Origin of the sequence: Frigoribacterium sp. PhB118 (genome assembly GCF_003751725.1) — a bacterium.
In the GTDB taxonomy this organism is placed as follows: domain Bacteria; phylum Actinomycetota; class Actinomycetes; order Actinomycetales; family Microbacteriaceae; genus Frigoribacterium.
Window position 1 is genome coordinate 22,050 of sequence record NZ_RKID01000008.1, and the last position, 17,360, is coordinate 39,409.

Genomic DNA, 17,360 nt, shown 5'->3' on the forward strand with positions numbered 1-17,360 from the left:
AAGGAAGGATTGTAATCTTTCAAGCCTTCTGTCATGCTTGCTTGCATGCAGATACTTATGGTCTATAGCGAGTCGGGTGGTGTATCGAAGACCACGACGGCCGTTTCGATCGCAACGATCGCGGCTCAAGAGGGCCGGCGCACTGTTCTCGTTGATCTTGATCCTCGAGCTGCGTCAACTAAGTGGCTCGACGTAGAACCTTCCGCCGATGGTCTCCATGTTGGGGCGATCCTCGGTGACGACGACCCTGTTGGCTGGGCTGAGGATCTAGCTGTAGCAACTACGTGGTCGCCAAACCTTCGTGTCGTGCCTTCGGCTCGCTCGGTGTCTAATCGCGAAGCAGACCGAGCCGACCACGCGGAGCTCCGCTTAAAGACGTCTCTCGAGGGGATCACCGCTGATCTCGTCGTCATCGATTGCCCCAACCGTCAAGGAGGGCCTTTGACCCTCTCCGCACTAAACGCAGCCGATACTGTTGTGTACGCGGCAACGGCCAGCAGTGACGGCGTCGATGGCGTGACCGGTGCTCGACGCACTGTGCAGCAGTTTCGGCATAGTCGAGAGCGCATTAATGCTCCCGTAAGCCTGCGTGAGGCCGGTGTCGTGGTCGGTGGTGTCCGCGAGACGATTATGTCCAGGCCCGCTGTTGCCAGCATCGACGAGCTGAGAGAAACAGGCATGCTTCTCGTCCCGTTGGTGCCCGAGCGCGCGATTGTCCAAGAGGTGCGCTTGACGGGGGAGTGGTATGGCAACTACCGAAAGGGTGCGCCCGTCTTGGACGCGTATAAAGCAATCGTGAAGCAGGTGATTCGATGAGCGACCAGCAGCTGGACCGTCCCGCCGACCTCAGGGGCCGGCGCCGGCCAAAGCCCGCGCCTGACGAGCGCGTCGACCCTGTCGACTACCGGCAAGCAACTCCAGAAACCGTCGCCAGTAGCTTCCCCACGCCCGTTCCGGCCACAGTGCCTCGCCGCGGACGACCGCGGCGTGAAGCCACCATTCCGTTCAGTACCAGGCTTGCTCCTGACGTCGTAGAACTCATCGACAACGCCGTCGCTTCAGGCAAGGGCGAAGGCACAATCCGCGGAGTCATCGAGGATGCGGTCCGGGCCCGTTACAAGATGACCAGCTAGCGCCTCCGCTCCGTAAGAGCTCGCAAGTCGGAATACATTCAGGAGTCGGCAGACACGGAGCCCGATAGGCGGTCGTCCACTGGTACAGCACCCGTCTCGCTAAGGCGGCCCGCGTGGGGGTTTGTCGACTGTGTGTCGGAAGCCGGCTGCATGGCGAGTAAGTAGCTGATGGGTGACTGTGGTGTACCCCCTGTGGGGGTGGACGTACTGGTTCACCCGAAAGTGTCTTCGATTCACCCGTGCCCAGGGATGTGCTCGACCGGCCTGTCTGGTGAAGTCATCTCGGAGCCTCGATCACAGGCTCCTTGGACCCGGCGCATTGGAGCACCCTTGGGCACTAGATCGTTCATTTCGGCCGTCGCTGTGGCGGCCGTTCTCGGATCGGCACTCGTTGCCGTTCCCGCGGCCGCGGCCGCACCAGATGCCTGGAACCAGGCCTGGACCCCTCCGGCATCAGCCAACGGCGCACTCATCCCCGCCACGAACCCGCCCACCAGCGACTGGGACGCCCCCGCGTCCTCGGCCCGAGCATCGTCTTCCAATGCGCGTGTCGCCGCGGCCACCGTTGGCGCCCCGGGCCTCGGGTCGCTGCCTTACTTCGGGTTCGACCAGACCGAGCTCAGCCTGGACACCGTGGCCCAGGTCAACCTCGGCAACGGCAACCTGCTGCTCACCGGAAACGACGGCGTCTTGAACGGTGCCGGCATCGCTCTTCGGAACGACCGCTTCTACAACGGCCTCTCGACCTCGGACGGCTCCTACGGGGCTGGCTGGTCGTCGTCCCTCAGCCAGGTCGACATCGGCCTGGACGTGACCTCGACCGAGGCGAAGTTCCGTGGCCCCACGGGGTTCACCGCGACCTTCACCAAGAGCGGCACCACCTGGAAGGCCCCGAACGGGTTCAACGCGACCCTGACGGAGAACGCGTCCTCGACCGATCAGCGGTACACGCTGCAGTACAACTCTTCCGGCGAGAAGATCTCGTTCTCGACCAGTGGGTACATCACCAAAGACACCGACCGCAACAACGTCGGGTCTTCCTACACGTACGGCACCGACGGACGCATCAACAGCATCCTGACCGCCTCGGGGCGCCAGTACCTGATCAACTGGGCTTCCGCGACCGACAACCACATCGCCACGATCGTCGACGGAGCCGGGCGGACAATCCAGTACGACCGCAACGCTCAAGGTCAGCTGTCTCGGGTGACAAAACCCGGTAGCAACTTCGAGGAGTACACCTACGACGCCTCCGGCCGTGTCGCGACGGCGAAGATGACCGGCACCGACCAGGGCGACCTGGTCTTCACCTTCGGCTACGACACCTCCCACAAAGTCACCTCGATCAGCTCCGCCCTGGCCAGCACTCCCGGCACAGAACTGTCCAAGACGACCTACACGTACACGTCGGGGCTGACGAAGATCACCGACGGGCGCGGGAACGTCACCGAGCACACGATCGATTCCAGTGGCAAGGTCACCGCCGTCAAGGACGCCCTTGGCCGATCGCAGTCGACGTCGTACACAACGAACAACAACGTGGCGACGACCACTGACGCCCTGGGCTCAGGTTCAACGCCGGGGAACGTGACGACGTACAGCTACGACCAGCAGAACAACGCCACCGGCGTCAGCTACCCGACCGGCGCTGCCGCGTCGGCGACGTACTCGCAGGGCACCTCGTGCCCCGGGGCAGGGTCGGGCAACCCGAACCTGCCGAAGTGCTCGAAGGATGACGCCGGGAACGGAAAGTCCTTCGAATACGACACCGCGGGCAACGTCACCAGCACGACCGACACCACCTCCGGTGGGACTGGCGCGGTCACAGAGTCCTACACGTACGAGAAGACCAACCGCAGCGTCTGTGGCGGGTTCGAGGGTCAGATCTGCTCGTCGAAGAACGGCATCGGGGGAGTGACCTCCTACGCCTACGACACCTCGGGCAACCTGCTCTCGGTGACGCCGCCGGCGCCCATGGGCAAGACGGTCTACGAGTACGACTCCCTCGGCCGAGTGACGAAGGTCACCGACGGCAACGGTGACGCCACCTCGTACACCTACAGCCAACGCGACGACGTCCTCCAAACCACGTTCGCCGGCGGAGCCACGTTCAACGCCGAGTACTACCAAAACGGCACCGTCCACTTCCAGCGCGACAGCACCACCGGAACCAAGGAATCCTTCTACGACGGCCTCGCCCGGCTGCTGCGCGTGACGGGTCCTGCTGCGAGTACGACGCAGTCGTACACGTACGACAAGGTCGGCAACGTCCTCAGCTACACCGACGCCCAGGGCAAGGTCAGCTACACCTACGACGCCGCCAACCAGCTCACCCAACTCACCGAACCTGGAGGAACCTGCACCACCGCAACCCCCGCGGCCTCAAGCGGGTGCGTAAAGTTCGAATACGACAAAAACGGTGCCGAGACCAAACGGACCTTTCCCGGCGGAGCGTCTATGGCTATGGTCGTTGACTTGTCAGGACGGGCTACGAGAATCACGGCCAAGGATGCAAGTGGCGCAGTCGTATCGGACATTGGCTACACGTACTCCGCTGGTGGCGGGTCTGGCAAAAGCAGTGACCGCACGAATGTCCAAACACGTATCTCATATAAAGAAGTCGGAATTACGGCTGGCGCAATCACGTCGTATGGCTACGACTCTCTCAAGCGCCTAACGTCCGCAGTAGAAAAATCAGGTACGACGACCACAGCGTCATGGGTATACGCATACGACAAGGCGGGAAACCGCACTGCTCAGACCCGAGCTGGCTCCACCGGTACTCCGGCCGGCACGACGTCGTACACGTACAACACGGCAAATCAGCTCACCAGTTCGACAGGCGCCACTGCCACTTATCAATACGATGGGGCCGGCAACCAAAAGGTCAATGGTGCCAACGGGCAGGCCGCTACCTATAACTCACGTTTGGCAGCTACCTCCATCGGAACGTCAAGCTACAGCGCCTTTGGCGAGGGAAACACGATGACCCAGTCGCGTTCCACTTCCAATACGACCTACACAGATGCCAGCCTCGGCCTCATGAGTGAAGTTTCCGCAGGAACGGTCGTAGCATTCACCCGGACCAATGATGGCGGTCCTGTCTCCTCGAGAGAAGGCGCAAGTCGCTCGTACTTCGTGGGTGATGCTCTAGGATCCATCACCGGTTTGTTCAGCGCGACTGGCTCATTTATTGGGGGGTATTCGTATTCACCCTACGGTGAGCTACGGAGCGCGACGTCAAATACGACTGTGACGAAAAACACTATCCGGTATATCGGTAGCTACTACGATTCAAGCGTGGCAATGTATCGCCTGGGAGCGCGGTATTACGACTCGGGACTTGGGCGATTCACCCAGTTTGACCCCAGCGGCCAAGAAGCAAACCCTTACGCGTACGGTGCAGGAAACCCGACTAGTGGCGCCGATCCCTCGGGCCTGGGCTACGGAACGCTGGGTGTCGAAGCCTGCGCCGTCGTTTGCCTGTCCGGAAGTATCAACTACGACCCGTGGTCAAACAAGTGGGCAGGTTCCGTGGGTGTTGGGATTGGCCCGCGTGCAGACCTGTCCGCAAATTTGGGTGGCGTTAGTGGTTCGCTTTCGAGCGGAGTCGAATCGTCAGTTACCTGTGGAGCGGCTTACTACGTTGGCGGCTACGGGACCGGTTCCATAGGAACATCAGGATCTCAGAGCTATGGGGCTGGTGTCCTTGGGGGTGTGGGGGCAGGGTGCTCTGTGAATACATCTCGCACATGGGTCTGGTAGCCGCGTGGATGGAGAATGAGTCATGATTTTCTGGCCTGCCGCACTCATTGGTGCAGTGATTCTGGTTGCTGGCATTCTCATTCTCCGGTTTCCGAAGAAAATTCAAGAAGTTCTTCGGGGTAGCGGGTCAACCTTCATGGGCAACCAGGGTGCGAATGCCCTCTTCGGCAGTCTCAGGCCAATCCGCTTTGCGGGCATCCTCTTCATCCTTGTTGGACTTGTCGCAATATCGGTAGCCATCGTGGCCCCCTTGACTTCCTCGTAGGTCACGAAAGACATGAACCGCCACCCAGCGGTTTAGAGATAGACGCAGAGAGGGCTTCTCCGTGAGGAGGAGCCCTCTCTGTAATCGGATTTAGTCTTTAGAAGAGCCTTCGTCTGAGACTGGCTCATCCCTAAAACGCTTCCCCCTCGAACCACGCCTAGGTGCGGTTTTCGGGTATACCCCAGCACCACATAGCTCGTGTCACTAGACACGCGTGGCGTTGAGGTCCTTCTTGGCCCTTTCGCGACGGGTGTGTGTCAGGGTCTAAGGATGGTGCAGCACAAAACGCAGGTTGTCGCGTACGTCCGGGTGAGTTCGCTCGATCAGAACCTTGGCCGGCAACTCGAGACCATCGGAGACGTTGATCGGGTGTTCGAGGAGAAGGTCTCTGGCGGGTCCCGTGCCGACCGGCTGGCTCTGCTGGAGTGCATCCGGTACGTCCGAGAAGGTGACGTCGTGAAGGTTGCCTCCATGGACCGCCTTGCTCGGTCGCTGACGGACTTGCGGGAGATTGTGGATGAGATCACGGGCAAGGGTGCCTCGGTGGTGTTTGTGAAAGAGCAGCAGACCTACAGCCGGGACACGGACGATGCGATCGGCCGGCTGATGCTGAACCTGTTGGGTGCGTTCGCGGAGTTCGAGCGAACTTTGATCCGGGAGCGGCAGCGGGAGGGCATCCGGTTGGCGCAGGCTGCCGGGAAGTACAAGGGCCGCGCCCAGAAGCTCACCGCCGAGCAGCTGGCGGACGCGCGCCGGCTGATCGAGTCGGGAGTGCCGAAGGCCAAGGTGGCCCGCGATCTACAGATTGACCGGACGACCCTGTACCGGGCGCTTGCTCGGGGCCTTACGGAAGGTGCGGTGGGGAAGTGAGGCGTCCCACGCCGTTCAAGGCGGGGGACGCCTGATTTCGACCAGACCGGGGAGGGCGGACGGGAACACAAGGTGACGCTCGCAGTCGCATCGCAACCACGCCCCATCGGGCAGCCGAGCGTAATGCGCTCTTACAGGGTGGGTGCTTGCAAGGCATCGAGGAGCCTGGTTTCGGCGTCGTCGGTCGTAGTGCTCTGGGCAAGGACGAGCTCTGAGACCAGGATCTGCCGGGCACGAGAGAGCATGCTTTTCTCGCCCGCAGAGATGCCCTTGTCTTGCTCCCGCCGCCAGACATCCCGGACTACTTCAGCGACTTTGTAGACGTCTCCGCTGATCATTTTTGCTTGGTTGTCCTTGAACCGCCGCGACCAGTTAGAAGCCTCCTCGACCTCGCCGGCCTGGAGGAGGGCATAGACCTTCTCGACGCCGGCCTGGTCGATGACGTCCCGCACGCCAAGGTCAGCTGCTTTGTCGATCGCTGCCTGGATGATCAGGTCGCTGCTGTGAACCCGGAGGGTCATGTACTTCGTCGGGGTGCCCTTGATGACCCGGGTGGTGAGGCCCGTGATCGTGACGGCACCGTGGTGAGGATAGACCAGCGTCGTCCCCACCTCGTAGCTTGCAGGCACGAGTTACTGGGCCGCGTTGTAGGCGTCACGCACCGCAGCGGAGATCCGGCCGCGGCTCGAGACGGTGTGTCCGTTCTTGCCGGCCCAGTCGCGAATCTTCTGCAGCTCCACCGGGTCTGACTTCGCCGACGATGTGCGGGCCGCGCCTTTCCGCCCACCGATCTTTCGACCAGCAGCGACGTACGGCGCGAGGGCCGCGGTCAGCTCGTCGACGTGTGCCCGGCTGAGATCGATTTCGTACGAAACTCCGTCGACGGCGAAAGTGACAGTCTTTCCCTCACCGCTAGTAAGAGCGGTGCCGTCGAGATCGTCAACAAGTTGGACAAGAGTTTTCTGCGCCATGACGCTCTCCTTGAAGTAGTTGTGAAAGATTGCACCGTCAGGGCAATTGTCCAGAGTTTAGTCGCTTGGAATAGACCCATCGCTTAGCGTGGCAGCTCCGAATCAGAAGGACCGAGCACTTCTCGCTTTGTCAGCAAGGGAGTTCCATGACGCGCCTCACGAATGACTTCGGAATCACCGGCCCTGTCGAATTTCTCGACGTTCATAAGGAGCGTGACAACCGCCTCTTTCTTGATCCCAGCGCCATTCGAGTTGCCGCCAGAAGCGGCGACCCTTATGGCCTGAAAGCAGACGCCGCTCTCACTGGATTCTTCGACAACACCCTGACCAAACTTCGCTCCACAAGCTCTCATGACCACCAGGCGGGCGAGGAAGCTCTTCAGTACTTCACTGAGCTCGGTGGGACACGCTTGGGGCTGTCACGCACGGGAACAGACGGTCATGGAGCCGCTAAAGAACTCGGCACCCGTATCTGGGACGAACTCTTCAGCAACCCGCTCTGCCAGCACGCGATTGCGACCCTGAAGTACATCGAGGATGTCCCGTTGTTCGTCGATGGCATCGACCGGGATGTCACTTCCGACCTCACGGCCAGAATCATCCTCGAAACCCTTGAACAGTTCACGGCCGACATGATGGTCAAACACTCCGAGTTCACGACCGTTCGGTCCACAACTACCCTGACAACCCACTACTGGGACAGTGCACAAGGCAGGTGGAAGCCAAAAACCTTGACCCTTCCCGAAGCTCACAACAAGCCCCTTCTCCTGGTGCCTAAGGCTTTCGTCAATTTCAAGCTGCAAATGACGTACGGGCAGTACTACGGAGTACCCCTCCTCGACTACATCAAGTGGGAGGACACCGTCAAAGTCCTTCGCCGTAATCGGGCCGTTGACCGCCCCCGGTTCACGAAGAAGGCACTTCGGCAAATGCCTGCTTATAAGCGGGGGCGAAAGACAAGCAAAGACCAAACCGTTCGAATCTTCGAGAAAGACGGCACCGACGTGCTCGGCGGTTACCGCGCCGAAAGCCAAAGCGCATTTGTTCCCCTGAGTGACTCGCAACTGGACCACTACCTAGATCGAGTGCTCAAATAACCTTGTTCAGGGCCGTAAGAAGGTGGTTTATTCTCGGCTTGAACGGGTGACGCGGAAGAACTCGACGGTCGCGTTAGTTGTTTTGGCGCCTGTTTGGTGGAGCTGCACGAGGAACTTCTCCTGCGCCTACCGGGCAATCTAACGCAACGGGTTGGTCTGACCGCGCTTTGACTGGCGCCGAGCGGCCTCGTGTCTTTAGGGAAAGGAGACAACCTTGGCATCGGAGCCTTGCGCAGTGTTTACCCCACGCACTCCAGGCACACATCCCCAGTTAGCGGGAATACCTGAGCCGGCTTAAGAAGGAAGCATTCCGTGCAAAGCCGATCAATGACTCTGGAGGGGCAATCACACTTCCTGCATTCCGGGCAGTAGCCCGCACTGCATTGTGGGCATCGGTCGCCCCAAACTTGGAAAATGTGGTCGCAGCCACCGCAGTTCTGCCATTTCGCGCTCGGCCCGGCGCTCTGGGAGGAGAGCGAAAGGTTCTCCCAAGGCGCGTTATGGGCGACAGCAATGACGACCGTATACCCATCAAGACTGGTGGCTTGGGCGTACAGCCTTTCACCGGCGATGTTGTCTCGGTACAGGAACTGTTGGTTGCGCACCGTGACTGTTTGTCGAGTGGACTCGTGCAGGGCGCGGACGATGGCAGTCTCCGATTGGTCACGACCGCGCGCCAGAGGAGGTTCTCCTTTGCTGCTCGAGAACTGCACTTTTCCGTCCTCATCGAGGAGAACCACATGCCCTGGGCTCGATAGCCGTTGGGCTACCGTCACGCAGACAGCTGCACGAGACGCGCGGCTGCTACGCCAGAGGTCTGCAACTGCCTCCGCCATGGGCGTGCCAGCACCGAGAATTGCGGTCGTCATCGTTGGGGGCAAGAGGATGCGTGCGGCGAATGCGTCGCACGTGAGTTCTTCGAGGATCACACCTTGGTCTGACTGTGAATCGAAGTCCTCGAGGAGGGCGTCATCGTGGAACTGTAGGTGGTGGGCAAGCTCGTGTAGGGCTGTGAACTGCTGCCGAGCTTTGGGTACCTGAGTCCAGATTCCTATCTGGGCCGGCTCAAAGTCAGAGAAGTAAACGCCGGCGATGCTGCACTCGGTTTGCGGCAGCTCGTCCAAAAGAATGACCGACAGCCCCTCCCATTCCGACACCGCGCGGATGGCGTCGGTCTGGAGTCGATCTTCCAGGTTGGGGTCGATGCCGTTCAGAATTTCGACAAGAGCTTCGACTCTTCCAGGCACGAGAAGACGTGCTCGGATGGCTAGCTCGGTTGAGGAGCTCACGACGAAGCCGAGGCCAAGGCCATAGCAAGGTAGGTATCAACGCGGCCGGCCCAGTCGGCGCGGTCGCGATGTTCTCCGCGTGCGGCTAGCGCGAGCACACTCTGGGTCATCTGCGTGAACGCTTCAGACTCAGTCTCCGTCCGGCTGGACGCGACCGCGCGTAGCAATTCACTGTGACGCGGATTCGTCACTTCCATGGAAAAGTCGGCCGGAGCGTGTGGGTTGGCATCAAGTACGGCCTGTGTTGAGGTGCCAATGAGACTCGCGAGGATCGCTGCCTGGGCGGCGTCCACTGCTGCCGTTCCCCGTTTGATCTTGACCGCAAGGGCTCGATTTCCCTCCAGCGCGTCTGCGATGGTGGCCATCGGCAGAGTGGCAAGGAGCGTCTGAAGCGTTCCGCTACCGGAAGGAAGCTGGGCAGCGTCATGAAGGATGTCTACCGACAATCCGCGGATGCGTTTGGCGTGTGAGCGGGGGCTGGTGTCCCGCAGGATCGGCCGCCCCCGCTTACCCAACTTTGTCACCTTGTCCAACGTTTCAAAACCATCACGGATGTCCCCGACACGGCGGTCGAAAATAAGCGAGGCGAAGTCGGTGGCCAGATCGGGCCAAACGGTGACGGGCAGTGCGAAGGTTGTCACGTCGGCGGGCAGAATAATTGAGCTGTCATCTGCCTCCTCGTCACCAATATCCACGGGCACACCGTGCACCCTGTTGGGCAGGTTGTCGTCGACGCTGCCGACAAGGACGAGGATGGCGACACCATCCCAAAGTGCCCTCCAAATGTCGCCGCTACGGACGGCCGTGTCGCCATTGAGCGGGCGCGGAGCCGGGAACGACTGGGGCGAAGTGGTGATGTCTTCAGGCATGTTGTTCTCCATGGTGCTGATTTCGACCGGGAGTTTGATCTGCTGCATCGTGGCTTCTTGCTTGCACGATCAAGATGGAAGATTCGCTGATGTGGTGTTCCTTGACGATCGAGGCGACCTTTTCTACGAGCGCCGGCATGGCCGAGGCGAGATCGGTGTGTGACGGGAGGGCTCGGCGGGCGACGGCCAGCGGTTCGCCCAGATATGCGAAGGCGAGTCGCTCTGAATTCGTGAGCCAACTCCACAGAAGGTCTGCGTCGTGCAAGATGACGATGCGTTCGCCTGGGAGGTCGATTCCCGTGCTCGGGGTCTCGGGAACGTCGTCATCGCGCTGCAGATAAGCGTCTGGATCGTCGAGCTCGAATAGTTCGACGATGGCGGTTGCGAGGTCGCGAGCGCGGACGGCACCGCGGGCCGTCTCAAGGATGATGCGTGCCGCTTCGGAAATTACTGCCGCGTTTTTGCTCGAGGTGGGGCCGCTGGCGTTCAGTTCGGTGATGATGCCGATCCGCGTCAAAGCAGGTGCCGTGAGTATTGTCTCCCAGTCACCCGTGAAGACAGCATCCCCGTTGCTAGGGAGGGTCCACGCCGGGTCGCCAGCGCGTAGCCGCGTTGCATCGATGATGCCAGCTGGTGGGAGAAGCGTGGAGAGGCGTTTGGCCATACGGCCGGCGACGGTCTTGCGGGCGTCGTCGACTAAGGCGTTGCTGACGGCCTTGTATGCGAGATTTGCCAAGGAGATTTCGTCGTGGGCAAGGGCGGCAAGCTTCGTGACGACCTGAGGACCTTTGACGGCGAAAAATTCTTGGAGCCATTCCCGAGTGGCTTCGTCGGACCACGAACCATATCCGGGTGGCGGGGGATATCGGCGGGCCGCTTTTCGTACCAGGGACCGGAAGAGCTCGTACCCGGCTGTCCCTAGTTTTCCGGTTTGCTGTATTTCCTGAAGTGGTGTCGTCATCGTCGTCCCCCCGGGCGGCAGATCCTGCTATCCCTAGTGAACGATATCCACCGGGCAGACTTTGAGTGCAGAAATGACCTTGAAATGTCCTGCCTCAAAATCGGAATTGCCAGCCCGGCGTGAGAGTGGGCCCCTGCGCCCACTCTCACGCCGCGGTCGCTAAGCGAGCCGCGTCAGGCGCCAGGTCACAGCTTTCCCCGCGTAAGGCGGCATCACGTTGTTCTTGGCGATCGGGGCGGTGGTCGAGGGGGTGCCCTCGACCTTCCACACGCCGGACTCGGGGCATCGCTGTCCGGTCTTCGCAGTCGTGCCAACAGGCATGAGATCTCCTCTATGTCGCCCGTCATTGTCTTCGTGACTCTGATCGGGTGATGGTTTCCCATCTACAGAGAGCAGACGTACTAACTCGAGACGGCCGTCACGCTGACACCTAGGACCGAGACTTGGATGCCTCGCCTCGCCCCGCCGAGACTTGCTCCAAACGAGAGAGCCCCCTAGGCGGACGCCGTATGTGGCCCTATCCGTCGCGGTTTGTCGAATCGCTCACGGGCAGTTTCGTGGCGATCGGTAGGCCTGGCGTCGATGACTCGTTTGACCATGAGGTCGAGGAAGCGCGAGGGCTGGAGGGCTGAAGGGACGGTGTCGTGGCGGATAGTGACGCGGGGCAGATTGCTCAGTGCGTCGTCGACGGCTGAGGCCGGGACGGGCGATTCAGGTTCTTTCAGTGTTGCCAGCAGGACTGGTGGTCGTCGAGGGCTGCTGGTCCCCGTTCTGCAAGAGGCCTGTGCCCTGTTCTGGAGTTTCAGGCTCGTGGTCATCGCCTGATTCGTCAGGTCCTGATTCCTCAAAGGTGGGCCTAGTCATCTGCGTCCTCGGAATCATTTTTCGTAGCAAAAACGGACCCTGTTGCGCTTTCGGTGACGCGGCCCACTATTTGGCCGGTTTCTGCGCCGTGGGTGAGGTACCCCAAGGGTGCCTGGGATGCATCGTCGTCTGAATCGTTGTCGTCTCCGGCGATGCTGTCTTCGTAGTCGGGTCGAGCCATGTCACTTTCCAATCACTTCGAGGGCGTAAACGACGGAGAGCAAGATTGTCCCTGCGCCAAGCAGGATGAATCCAGCCCAGACCCACGTTGCTCGGTTTCTTAGGTCGTTCTCGTGCGCTTCGATGACCTGAGCTTTGCTGCGGACAATCTCGGCTTCGATTCGCCGCACCGACTTTGTCGAATCCATGTACAAGTCCACCATGCGTTGGGCTTGCAGGCCGAGGCGCTTCCCTGGGCGGAGAGCGGCGGCGGCGCAGAAGATGGCAAGGCTTGCCAAGACCAAGGCGCACACGCCAACGACGCCGGCTGTTGTCCACAGCTGCGCCGTTGATGCCGCAACAATGACGCCTGCTGTCACGGCAAGAAACGAGGCTTTGTTGAGCACCGAGGCTGCACGGGTGCCGGAATCCCCAACAAGAGCGTCAAGTTCTTCATTGAGCAGGCGCACTCGCGCGAAGCGCGCTTGGGCCTTGCCGTCCGTCGCGGCTTGCTGACCGCCGGTGGGCGCTTCGGTGGCACCGGAATCAGGATTCATGGCTTGACCGTAGTTGAGACCACTGACCTCGGCAGCGGAAGATGTGGACTGAGAGTTGCTAGGTGCCTCGATTAGCACAGAAGGCGACCTTCTCTGGGCGTCTGTGAACACTTGGAGCCACGTTCTCGCCATGGCGCGTCGTCGATCGCGTCGGCCACCCTCAAGCCAGACCAGGGTCACCACGAGAGCGAGCCCGCTTAGGCTCCAGGCAACCCACCGAAAGAGTGAGTCGAGGAAGCCTTGCGATGCGTCTATGTCGGCTGAGGTGAGTTGGTCAGCGAACCCAAGGTAGGCCGCAAGGATCGCGGCCACCACGGCCGTGACAACCGTGGCGACACTCGCGAGTCCCGACACGAGCGCTGAGGCGCCGACGCCGCGGTTGCCGGCCTCATGCGTGAGGGCATCTCGCTGCAAGATCAGAAGTGCGGCCCGCTGCACCGCGGGCGGCTCGTCAAGAAAGCGTACGACGCGGAGGTCGATGTGGCGCAAGGTCTCGTGGGTGGTGTGCCGGCGGGCGCGGTCAACGTTGTCGTCTCGGCGGAACATTTCCCGGAATCTGAGCCGGGCATAGGGCCAATCGATGGGCCGCACAGCGTCGGTCAGTCCTCGTTTGCACGGTCGAGAGCGTCGAGAATCATGTCGAGTTCTTCGTCGTCCATGGCCCCGTAGGTGGTGAGGTCGCTGGGATCGTATCGGCCAGTCATCGTCCGACCGTAGCGAGGGCGGTGGAGCGGGTGGCAGTCCCCAGAAAGGGCGGCCCGCAAACTTCACCCAAAGATTCCATTGCCCCAGAACGTGAGTTCCGCTTACTCTCCACGTGGGGCGACGCTGACGTCAGATCTCGATCCTGACGCGTTCTTCGGGGCCACTCTTCCACCCGGTCCTTGCGCGCAATCCCGACTTTCGCTGTGGCCGGCATTCATCCTGTCTGAGCAGTCGAAGGAAATTGCGTTGTCCTCTACCCTTTTGCCTCCGCGCCCGCACCGCGGGGGAGGCTTCGCCGCGAAAGCGGCCCTCGTCGGCATCACCTGTGCCGCACTCGTAGGTGGTGTCGCCCAGACCGCGCAAGCGGCCCTGCCCACCGGACCGACGACCACCGGCTTGACCGGGGAGCGACCGTCGGCGACGTCGCTCCCGTTCGAGATCAGCGACCAAGTCGAAGCCTCTGTCGACGTCGCCACGGGAAACCTGCTCCTCAGCACCGTCGGTCTCGCCCTGCCGGGGGTGACCTCGACCATCCCGATCGGGGCGTCCTACAACTCTCTCGGCTGGCAGACCGGCGCCACGACGAATCTGTCGGCCAACAACTGGTCCATGGGCTTCGCCTCCGCCGGCAGCCTTTCCCTCGTTGGCGCCAACGTCGTTTACACCGGCGCCGACGGGGTGACGTGGAAGTTCGTCCCTGTGAGCGGTTCCGCGACCGCTTTCACCTCGCCTGGTGGCTTCACGCAGGACCTCGTCAAGACGGGCACCGGGTACACCCTCACCGACCGCACCTCGCGCCAGGTCGTCACCTTCGACGCTGACGGCAAGGCCACCGCGGTCGCGGACCGGAACGGCAACTCCACCGCCATCACCTACGCCTCCGGGCAGCCGGCCTCGGTCGTGTCGACCGCCGGCCCCACCGCAGCCCGCACGGCGACCCTGACCTACAACTCCTCGACCCTGACGTTCACGGTGTCCCAGACCGGAGACTCCTACAACACCCGCACGGTGAAGTACCTCAAGGACTCCGCATCGAACCTGACATCCATCGTTGACGCCGAGGGCAACACCACCGCCTTCGGGTACACCGGCCGGGACCTGACCTCGATCACCTCCACCACCGGCGCGGTGACGACCATCACCTACGACGGTGCCACCCACATGGTGACCCGGGTCGACCAGCAGAACACCACCGCCGGTTCCCCGGGAACGTCGACGACGCGCCTGGCGTACCCGTCGACGTCGCAGACCCTCGTCGCCGGCCCCAACACCGACACCGCGGCCGCCATCACGGCGGTCCCGCGGACGACGTACACGATCAACCCCACCCAGGAGCTCGTGACCAAGGCCGTCGACCCGGCAGGCCGTGAGCAGTCCGCGACCTACAAGCCCGCCACCGGATTCGTCGCCAGCTCGACCACCGGCACCGGGACCGGAGCTGGCACGACGACGGGTGACTACGGCGCCAACAGCGAGAACAGCCTCACGAAGGTCACCTCACCCGGTGGCGCCGCCTCGAGCACCACCTACGGCTCCACTGCCGCGACGGCGTACCTGCCTGCCTCGACCACGGACGACGCCGGGAACCAGAGCCTGAAGACATTCAACGGCGCCGGGAACATCCTCACCAACTCCGACGCCTCCGGCGCCCAGGCCGCACTCACGTACAACACCGACGGCACGGTGGCCACGGCGACCGCGCCGGGCAACGGCACGAACAAGACCGTCTACGGGTACAACGCCAACAAGCAGCGCACCAGCCTCACCCCGGTCACCGGCACGAGCCTTGGCGCGAAGAGCTACTCCTACGACTACTACGGCCGCCTTGCCTCCGAGAGTGACGGCCGTGGAAACGCCACCGGGTACGTCTATGACAAGCTCGACCGGCTCACCCAGGTGAACCCGCAGACCGACGCGCTGGACGTTCGGAACACCTACGACAAGGCCGGGCGCCTGCTCACCAGCCGCAGCGCTACGGGCACCATCACGAACACCTACGACCAGCTCGGCCGGCAGCTCACCACGGTCAACTCGGCCGGTGGTGGGACGGTCAGCTACACCTACGACAAGGCCGGCAACCAGGCCACCCAGACCGACTCCTTCGGCACGTACACCAACGCCTACGACGCGGCGAACAAGCTGACCTCGACCACCTACCCCAAGGGCGGCAGCCCGAAGCTGATCGTGTTCGAGAACGACGCCCAAGGTCGCCGCACCGGCACCTGGCTGCAGTCCAACGCCGCCCACACCGTGTGGGCTGGCAAGCAGCTCACCGGGTACGACACCTCGGGCCGGGTCAACAGCCTCAAGGCCTGGACCGGGTCCGGCGACACCAGCAACACCGCCGTCTACGACACCACCTACTGCTACAACACCACCAGCCCCGCACCCACCTGCGGCACCACCCCAGCGAACGACCGCTCCAAGCTCCAGTGGTCAAGGGACAACCTCACCGGCCAGGTCACCACCTACAGCTACGACAGCTCCGGCCGTGTGACCCAGGTGGCGCAGTCCGGCGGGACCGGGGCAAACACGTACGCCTACACCTACGACGCCAGAGGCAACCGCCTCACCGCCGTCGTCACCGGTGCCACCCCGTCCTCGCAGACCCTGACGTACAACGCCGCGAACCAGATCACCTCGGCCGGGTACGCCTACGACGGGGCCGGGAACCTCACCGCGAACCCGACCACGGCGTTCACCTACAACACGGCGCAGCAGATGACCCAGGCCGTCAAGGGCAACGTCACCAGCAACTACACCTACGCCGGAGTCGACCAGAAAGCCGTCTTGTCGCAGAGCGTCTCGAGCGGGGTCAGCTACAACGCGACCTACGGCAAGAGCGACCAGAACGGCAACCCCACGATCGCCAAGTACACCGGCGGCACCTCCGGCGCCCACGTGTACTCCGACCCCATCACCGGCCAGGCCCTGATGCTGACCACCTCGTCAGACATCTCCGCCCTCTACGTCTGGGACGGCCTCGGCAACCCCGTCGGCCTTCTGACGGACTTCTCCACCAACTCCTTTTCATACGCCTACGACCCCTACGGCACCCGCGCCCTCACCGCCGGCGGCACCGGCAGCGGAGCAGGACAGAATCCGTACTCGTTCAAGGCCGGCATTCAGGACCGCGCAACCGGACTCGTGAAGTTCGGGCTGCGCTGGTACGACGCCACGGCTGGCACATGGACGCAACAAGACACCCTCGACGCGCCGCTCAGCCCCACTGATGCCAACCGGTACGGATTCGCAGGAGGGGACCCAGTCAACTCAAGTGATCCCACGGGATTGTCTGCGAGCGGCCGTGGTACGTGCAGCGGCCTAGTAGCCGTCTACAGCATTTCGACGATCGTTGCACTGGGGCTGGCAGGACCTACTGCGGGGGCGAGCATCGCCCTCGGGCTCGCGGCTTTCGCTATCGGTTCGTACGTGCAGACCACGTACTGTGATCGCCTATGAGGTACTACCTGGGTGCTGTGGCTGGGGTTTTGGTTGCGGGCGTACTTATGTCCCTTGGCGTCGTTCTTCTTCCTCTCGCTGGGTTAGGTACGACACCTGCATTCGCCATCGCGGCATTGATCGCTCTCGCTGGTGGATTCGGTGCCGCGAAACTCATCCGACAAGGGACGCCCCGGCCCGGCCGTGAGAAGTGAGAAAACTAAGCCTCTTCCCTAGCGATCTACCCCTCTAGGCAAGCGTGAAGAAGACCCGTCGCATTCTGGCGGGTCTTCTTTGCGTTCGTCACTAGCTTGGACATCCTCTGAGTTCCGAAAGGAAGCAGAGTATTTCGGTTTGACCTAGTGCCCGATAGGCGGTCGTTCATCGGGACACCTGCCCCGGCCGTTCTTGGTC

Annotated in this window: 13 protein-coding genes; 7 read left to right on the plus strand and 6 right to left on the minus strand. The window is 62.1% G+C overall.

Features of this window, described 5'->3' with window-relative positions:
• Nucleotides 1-45: 45 nt before the first annotated feature.
• The 5 genes from EDF21_RS16005 to EDF21_RS16015 all read left to right on the plus strand — a co-directional run bounded on the left by EDF21_RS16005 (nucleotide 46) and on the right by EDF21_RS16015 (nucleotide 6,033).
• The gene (locus EDF21_RS16005; protein ID WP_123572087.1) at nucleotides 46-816 is read left to right on the plus strand and encodes a ParA family protein; all 771 of its coding nucleotides are present in this window, start codon (nucleotides 46-48) and stop codon (nucleotides 814-816) included.
• On the plus strand, nucleotides 813-1,133 hold the full coding sequence (locus tag EDF21_RS16560; RefSeq protein WP_148053734.1) for a hypothetical protein: 321 nt from the start codon (nucleotides 813-815) through the stop codon (nucleotides 1,131-1,133). Before EDF21_RS16005 ends, EDF21_RS16560 begins: the two co-directional genes overlap by 4 nt.
• A gap of 633 nt (nucleotides 1,134-1,766) precedes the next feature.
• The gene (locus tag EDF21_RS16010) at nucleotides 1,767-4,898 is read left to right on the plus strand and encodes an RHS repeat-associated core domain-containing protein (RefSeq protein WP_158612944.1); all 3,132 of its coding nucleotides are present in this window, start codon (nucleotides 1,767-1,769) and stop codon (nucleotides 4,896-4,898) included.
• A gap of 22 nt (nucleotides 4,899-4,920) precedes the next feature.
• Entirely contained in the window at nucleotides 4,921-5,163 is a 243-nt protein-coding gene (locus EDF21_RS16565) for a hypothetical protein (protein WP_148053735.1), read from the plus strand.
• Between the two features lie 270 nt (nucleotides 5,164-5,433).
• The gene (locus EDF21_RS16015) at nucleotides 5,434-6,033 is read left to right on the plus strand and encodes a recombinase family protein (protein WP_123572072.1); all 600 of its coding nucleotides are present in this window, start codon (nucleotides 5,434-5,436) and stop codon (nucleotides 6,031-6,033) included.
• A 131-nt stretch (nucleotides 6,034-6,164) separates the two neighbouring features.
• Here the strand turns inward: EDF21_RS16015 and EDF21_RS16020 are convergent, their stop codons facing one another.
• Both EDF21_RS16020 and EDF21_RS16025 read right to left on the minus strand, forming a co-directional pair.
• Nucleotides 6,165-6,662, minus strand: a complete 498-nt coding sequence (locus EDF21_RS16020) for a CarD family transcriptional regulator (protein ID WP_123572073.1) — start codon at nucleotides 6,660-6,662, stop codon at nucleotides 6,165-6,167.
• 3 nt (nucleotides 6,663-6,665) lie between these two features.
• The gene (locus EDF21_RS16025; protein ID WP_123572074.1) at nucleotides 6,666-7,004 is read right to left on the minus strand and encodes an Lsr2 family protein; all 339 of its coding nucleotides are present in this window, start codon (nucleotides 7,002-7,004) and stop codon (nucleotides 6,666-6,668) included.
• A gap of 146 nt (nucleotides 7,005-7,150) precedes the next feature.
• On the opposite strand from EDF21_RS16025, the gene EDF21_RS16030 reads away from it, so the two are divergent.
• Nucleotides 7,151-8,101: a hypothetical protein gene (locus EDF21_RS16030; protein WP_123572075.1), complete on the plus strand. Its 951-nt coding sequence runs from the start codon at nucleotides 7,151-7,153 to the stop codon at nucleotides 8,099-8,101.
• Between the two features lie 239 nt (nucleotides 8,102-8,340).
• Here EDF21_RS16030 and EDF21_RS16035 read toward each other — a convergent pair whose 3' ends face one another.
• The 4 genes from EDF21_RS16035 to EDF21_RS16575 form a co-directional block, all read right to left on the minus strand.
• Nucleotides 8,341-9,390: an ImmA/IrrE family metallo-endopeptidase gene (locus tag EDF21_RS16035; protein ID WP_123572076.1), complete on the minus strand. Its 1,050-nt coding sequence runs from the start codon at nucleotides 9,388-9,390 to the stop codon at nucleotides 8,341-8,343.
• Complete coding sequence (locus tag EDF21_RS16040) at nucleotides 9,387-10,307, minus strand: hypothetical protein (protein ID WP_123572077.1); 921 nt, start codon at nucleotides 10,305-10,307, stop codon at nucleotides 9,387-9,389. The genes EDF21_RS16035 and EDF21_RS16040 overlap by 4 nt, the downstream gene beginning before the upstream one ends.
• Nucleotides 10,252-10,995, minus strand: coding sequence for a hypothetical protein (locus tag EDF21_RS16570; RefSeq protein ID WP_158612945.1), 744 nt, complete (start codon nucleotides 10,993-10,995; stop codon nucleotides 10,252-10,254). Before EDF21_RS16570 ends, EDF21_RS16040 begins: the two co-directional genes overlap by 56 nt.
• 1,271 nt (nucleotides 10,996-12,266) lie before the next feature.
• Nucleotides 12,267-12,800, minus strand: coding sequence for a hypothetical protein (locus tag EDF21_RS16575; protein WP_148053737.1), 534 nt, complete (start codon nucleotides 12,798-12,800; stop codon nucleotides 12,267-12,269).
• A gap of 1,101 nt (nucleotides 12,801-13,901) precedes the next feature.
• Here EDF21_RS16575 and EDF21_RS17195 point away from each other — a divergent pair.
• Nucleotides 13,902-16,967, plus strand: a complete 3,066-nt coding sequence (locus EDF21_RS17195; RefSeq protein WP_148053738.1) for an RHS repeat domain-containing protein — start codon at nucleotides 13,902-13,904, stop codon at nucleotides 16,965-16,967.
• Nucleotides 16,968-17,360 lie beyond the last annotated feature (393 nt).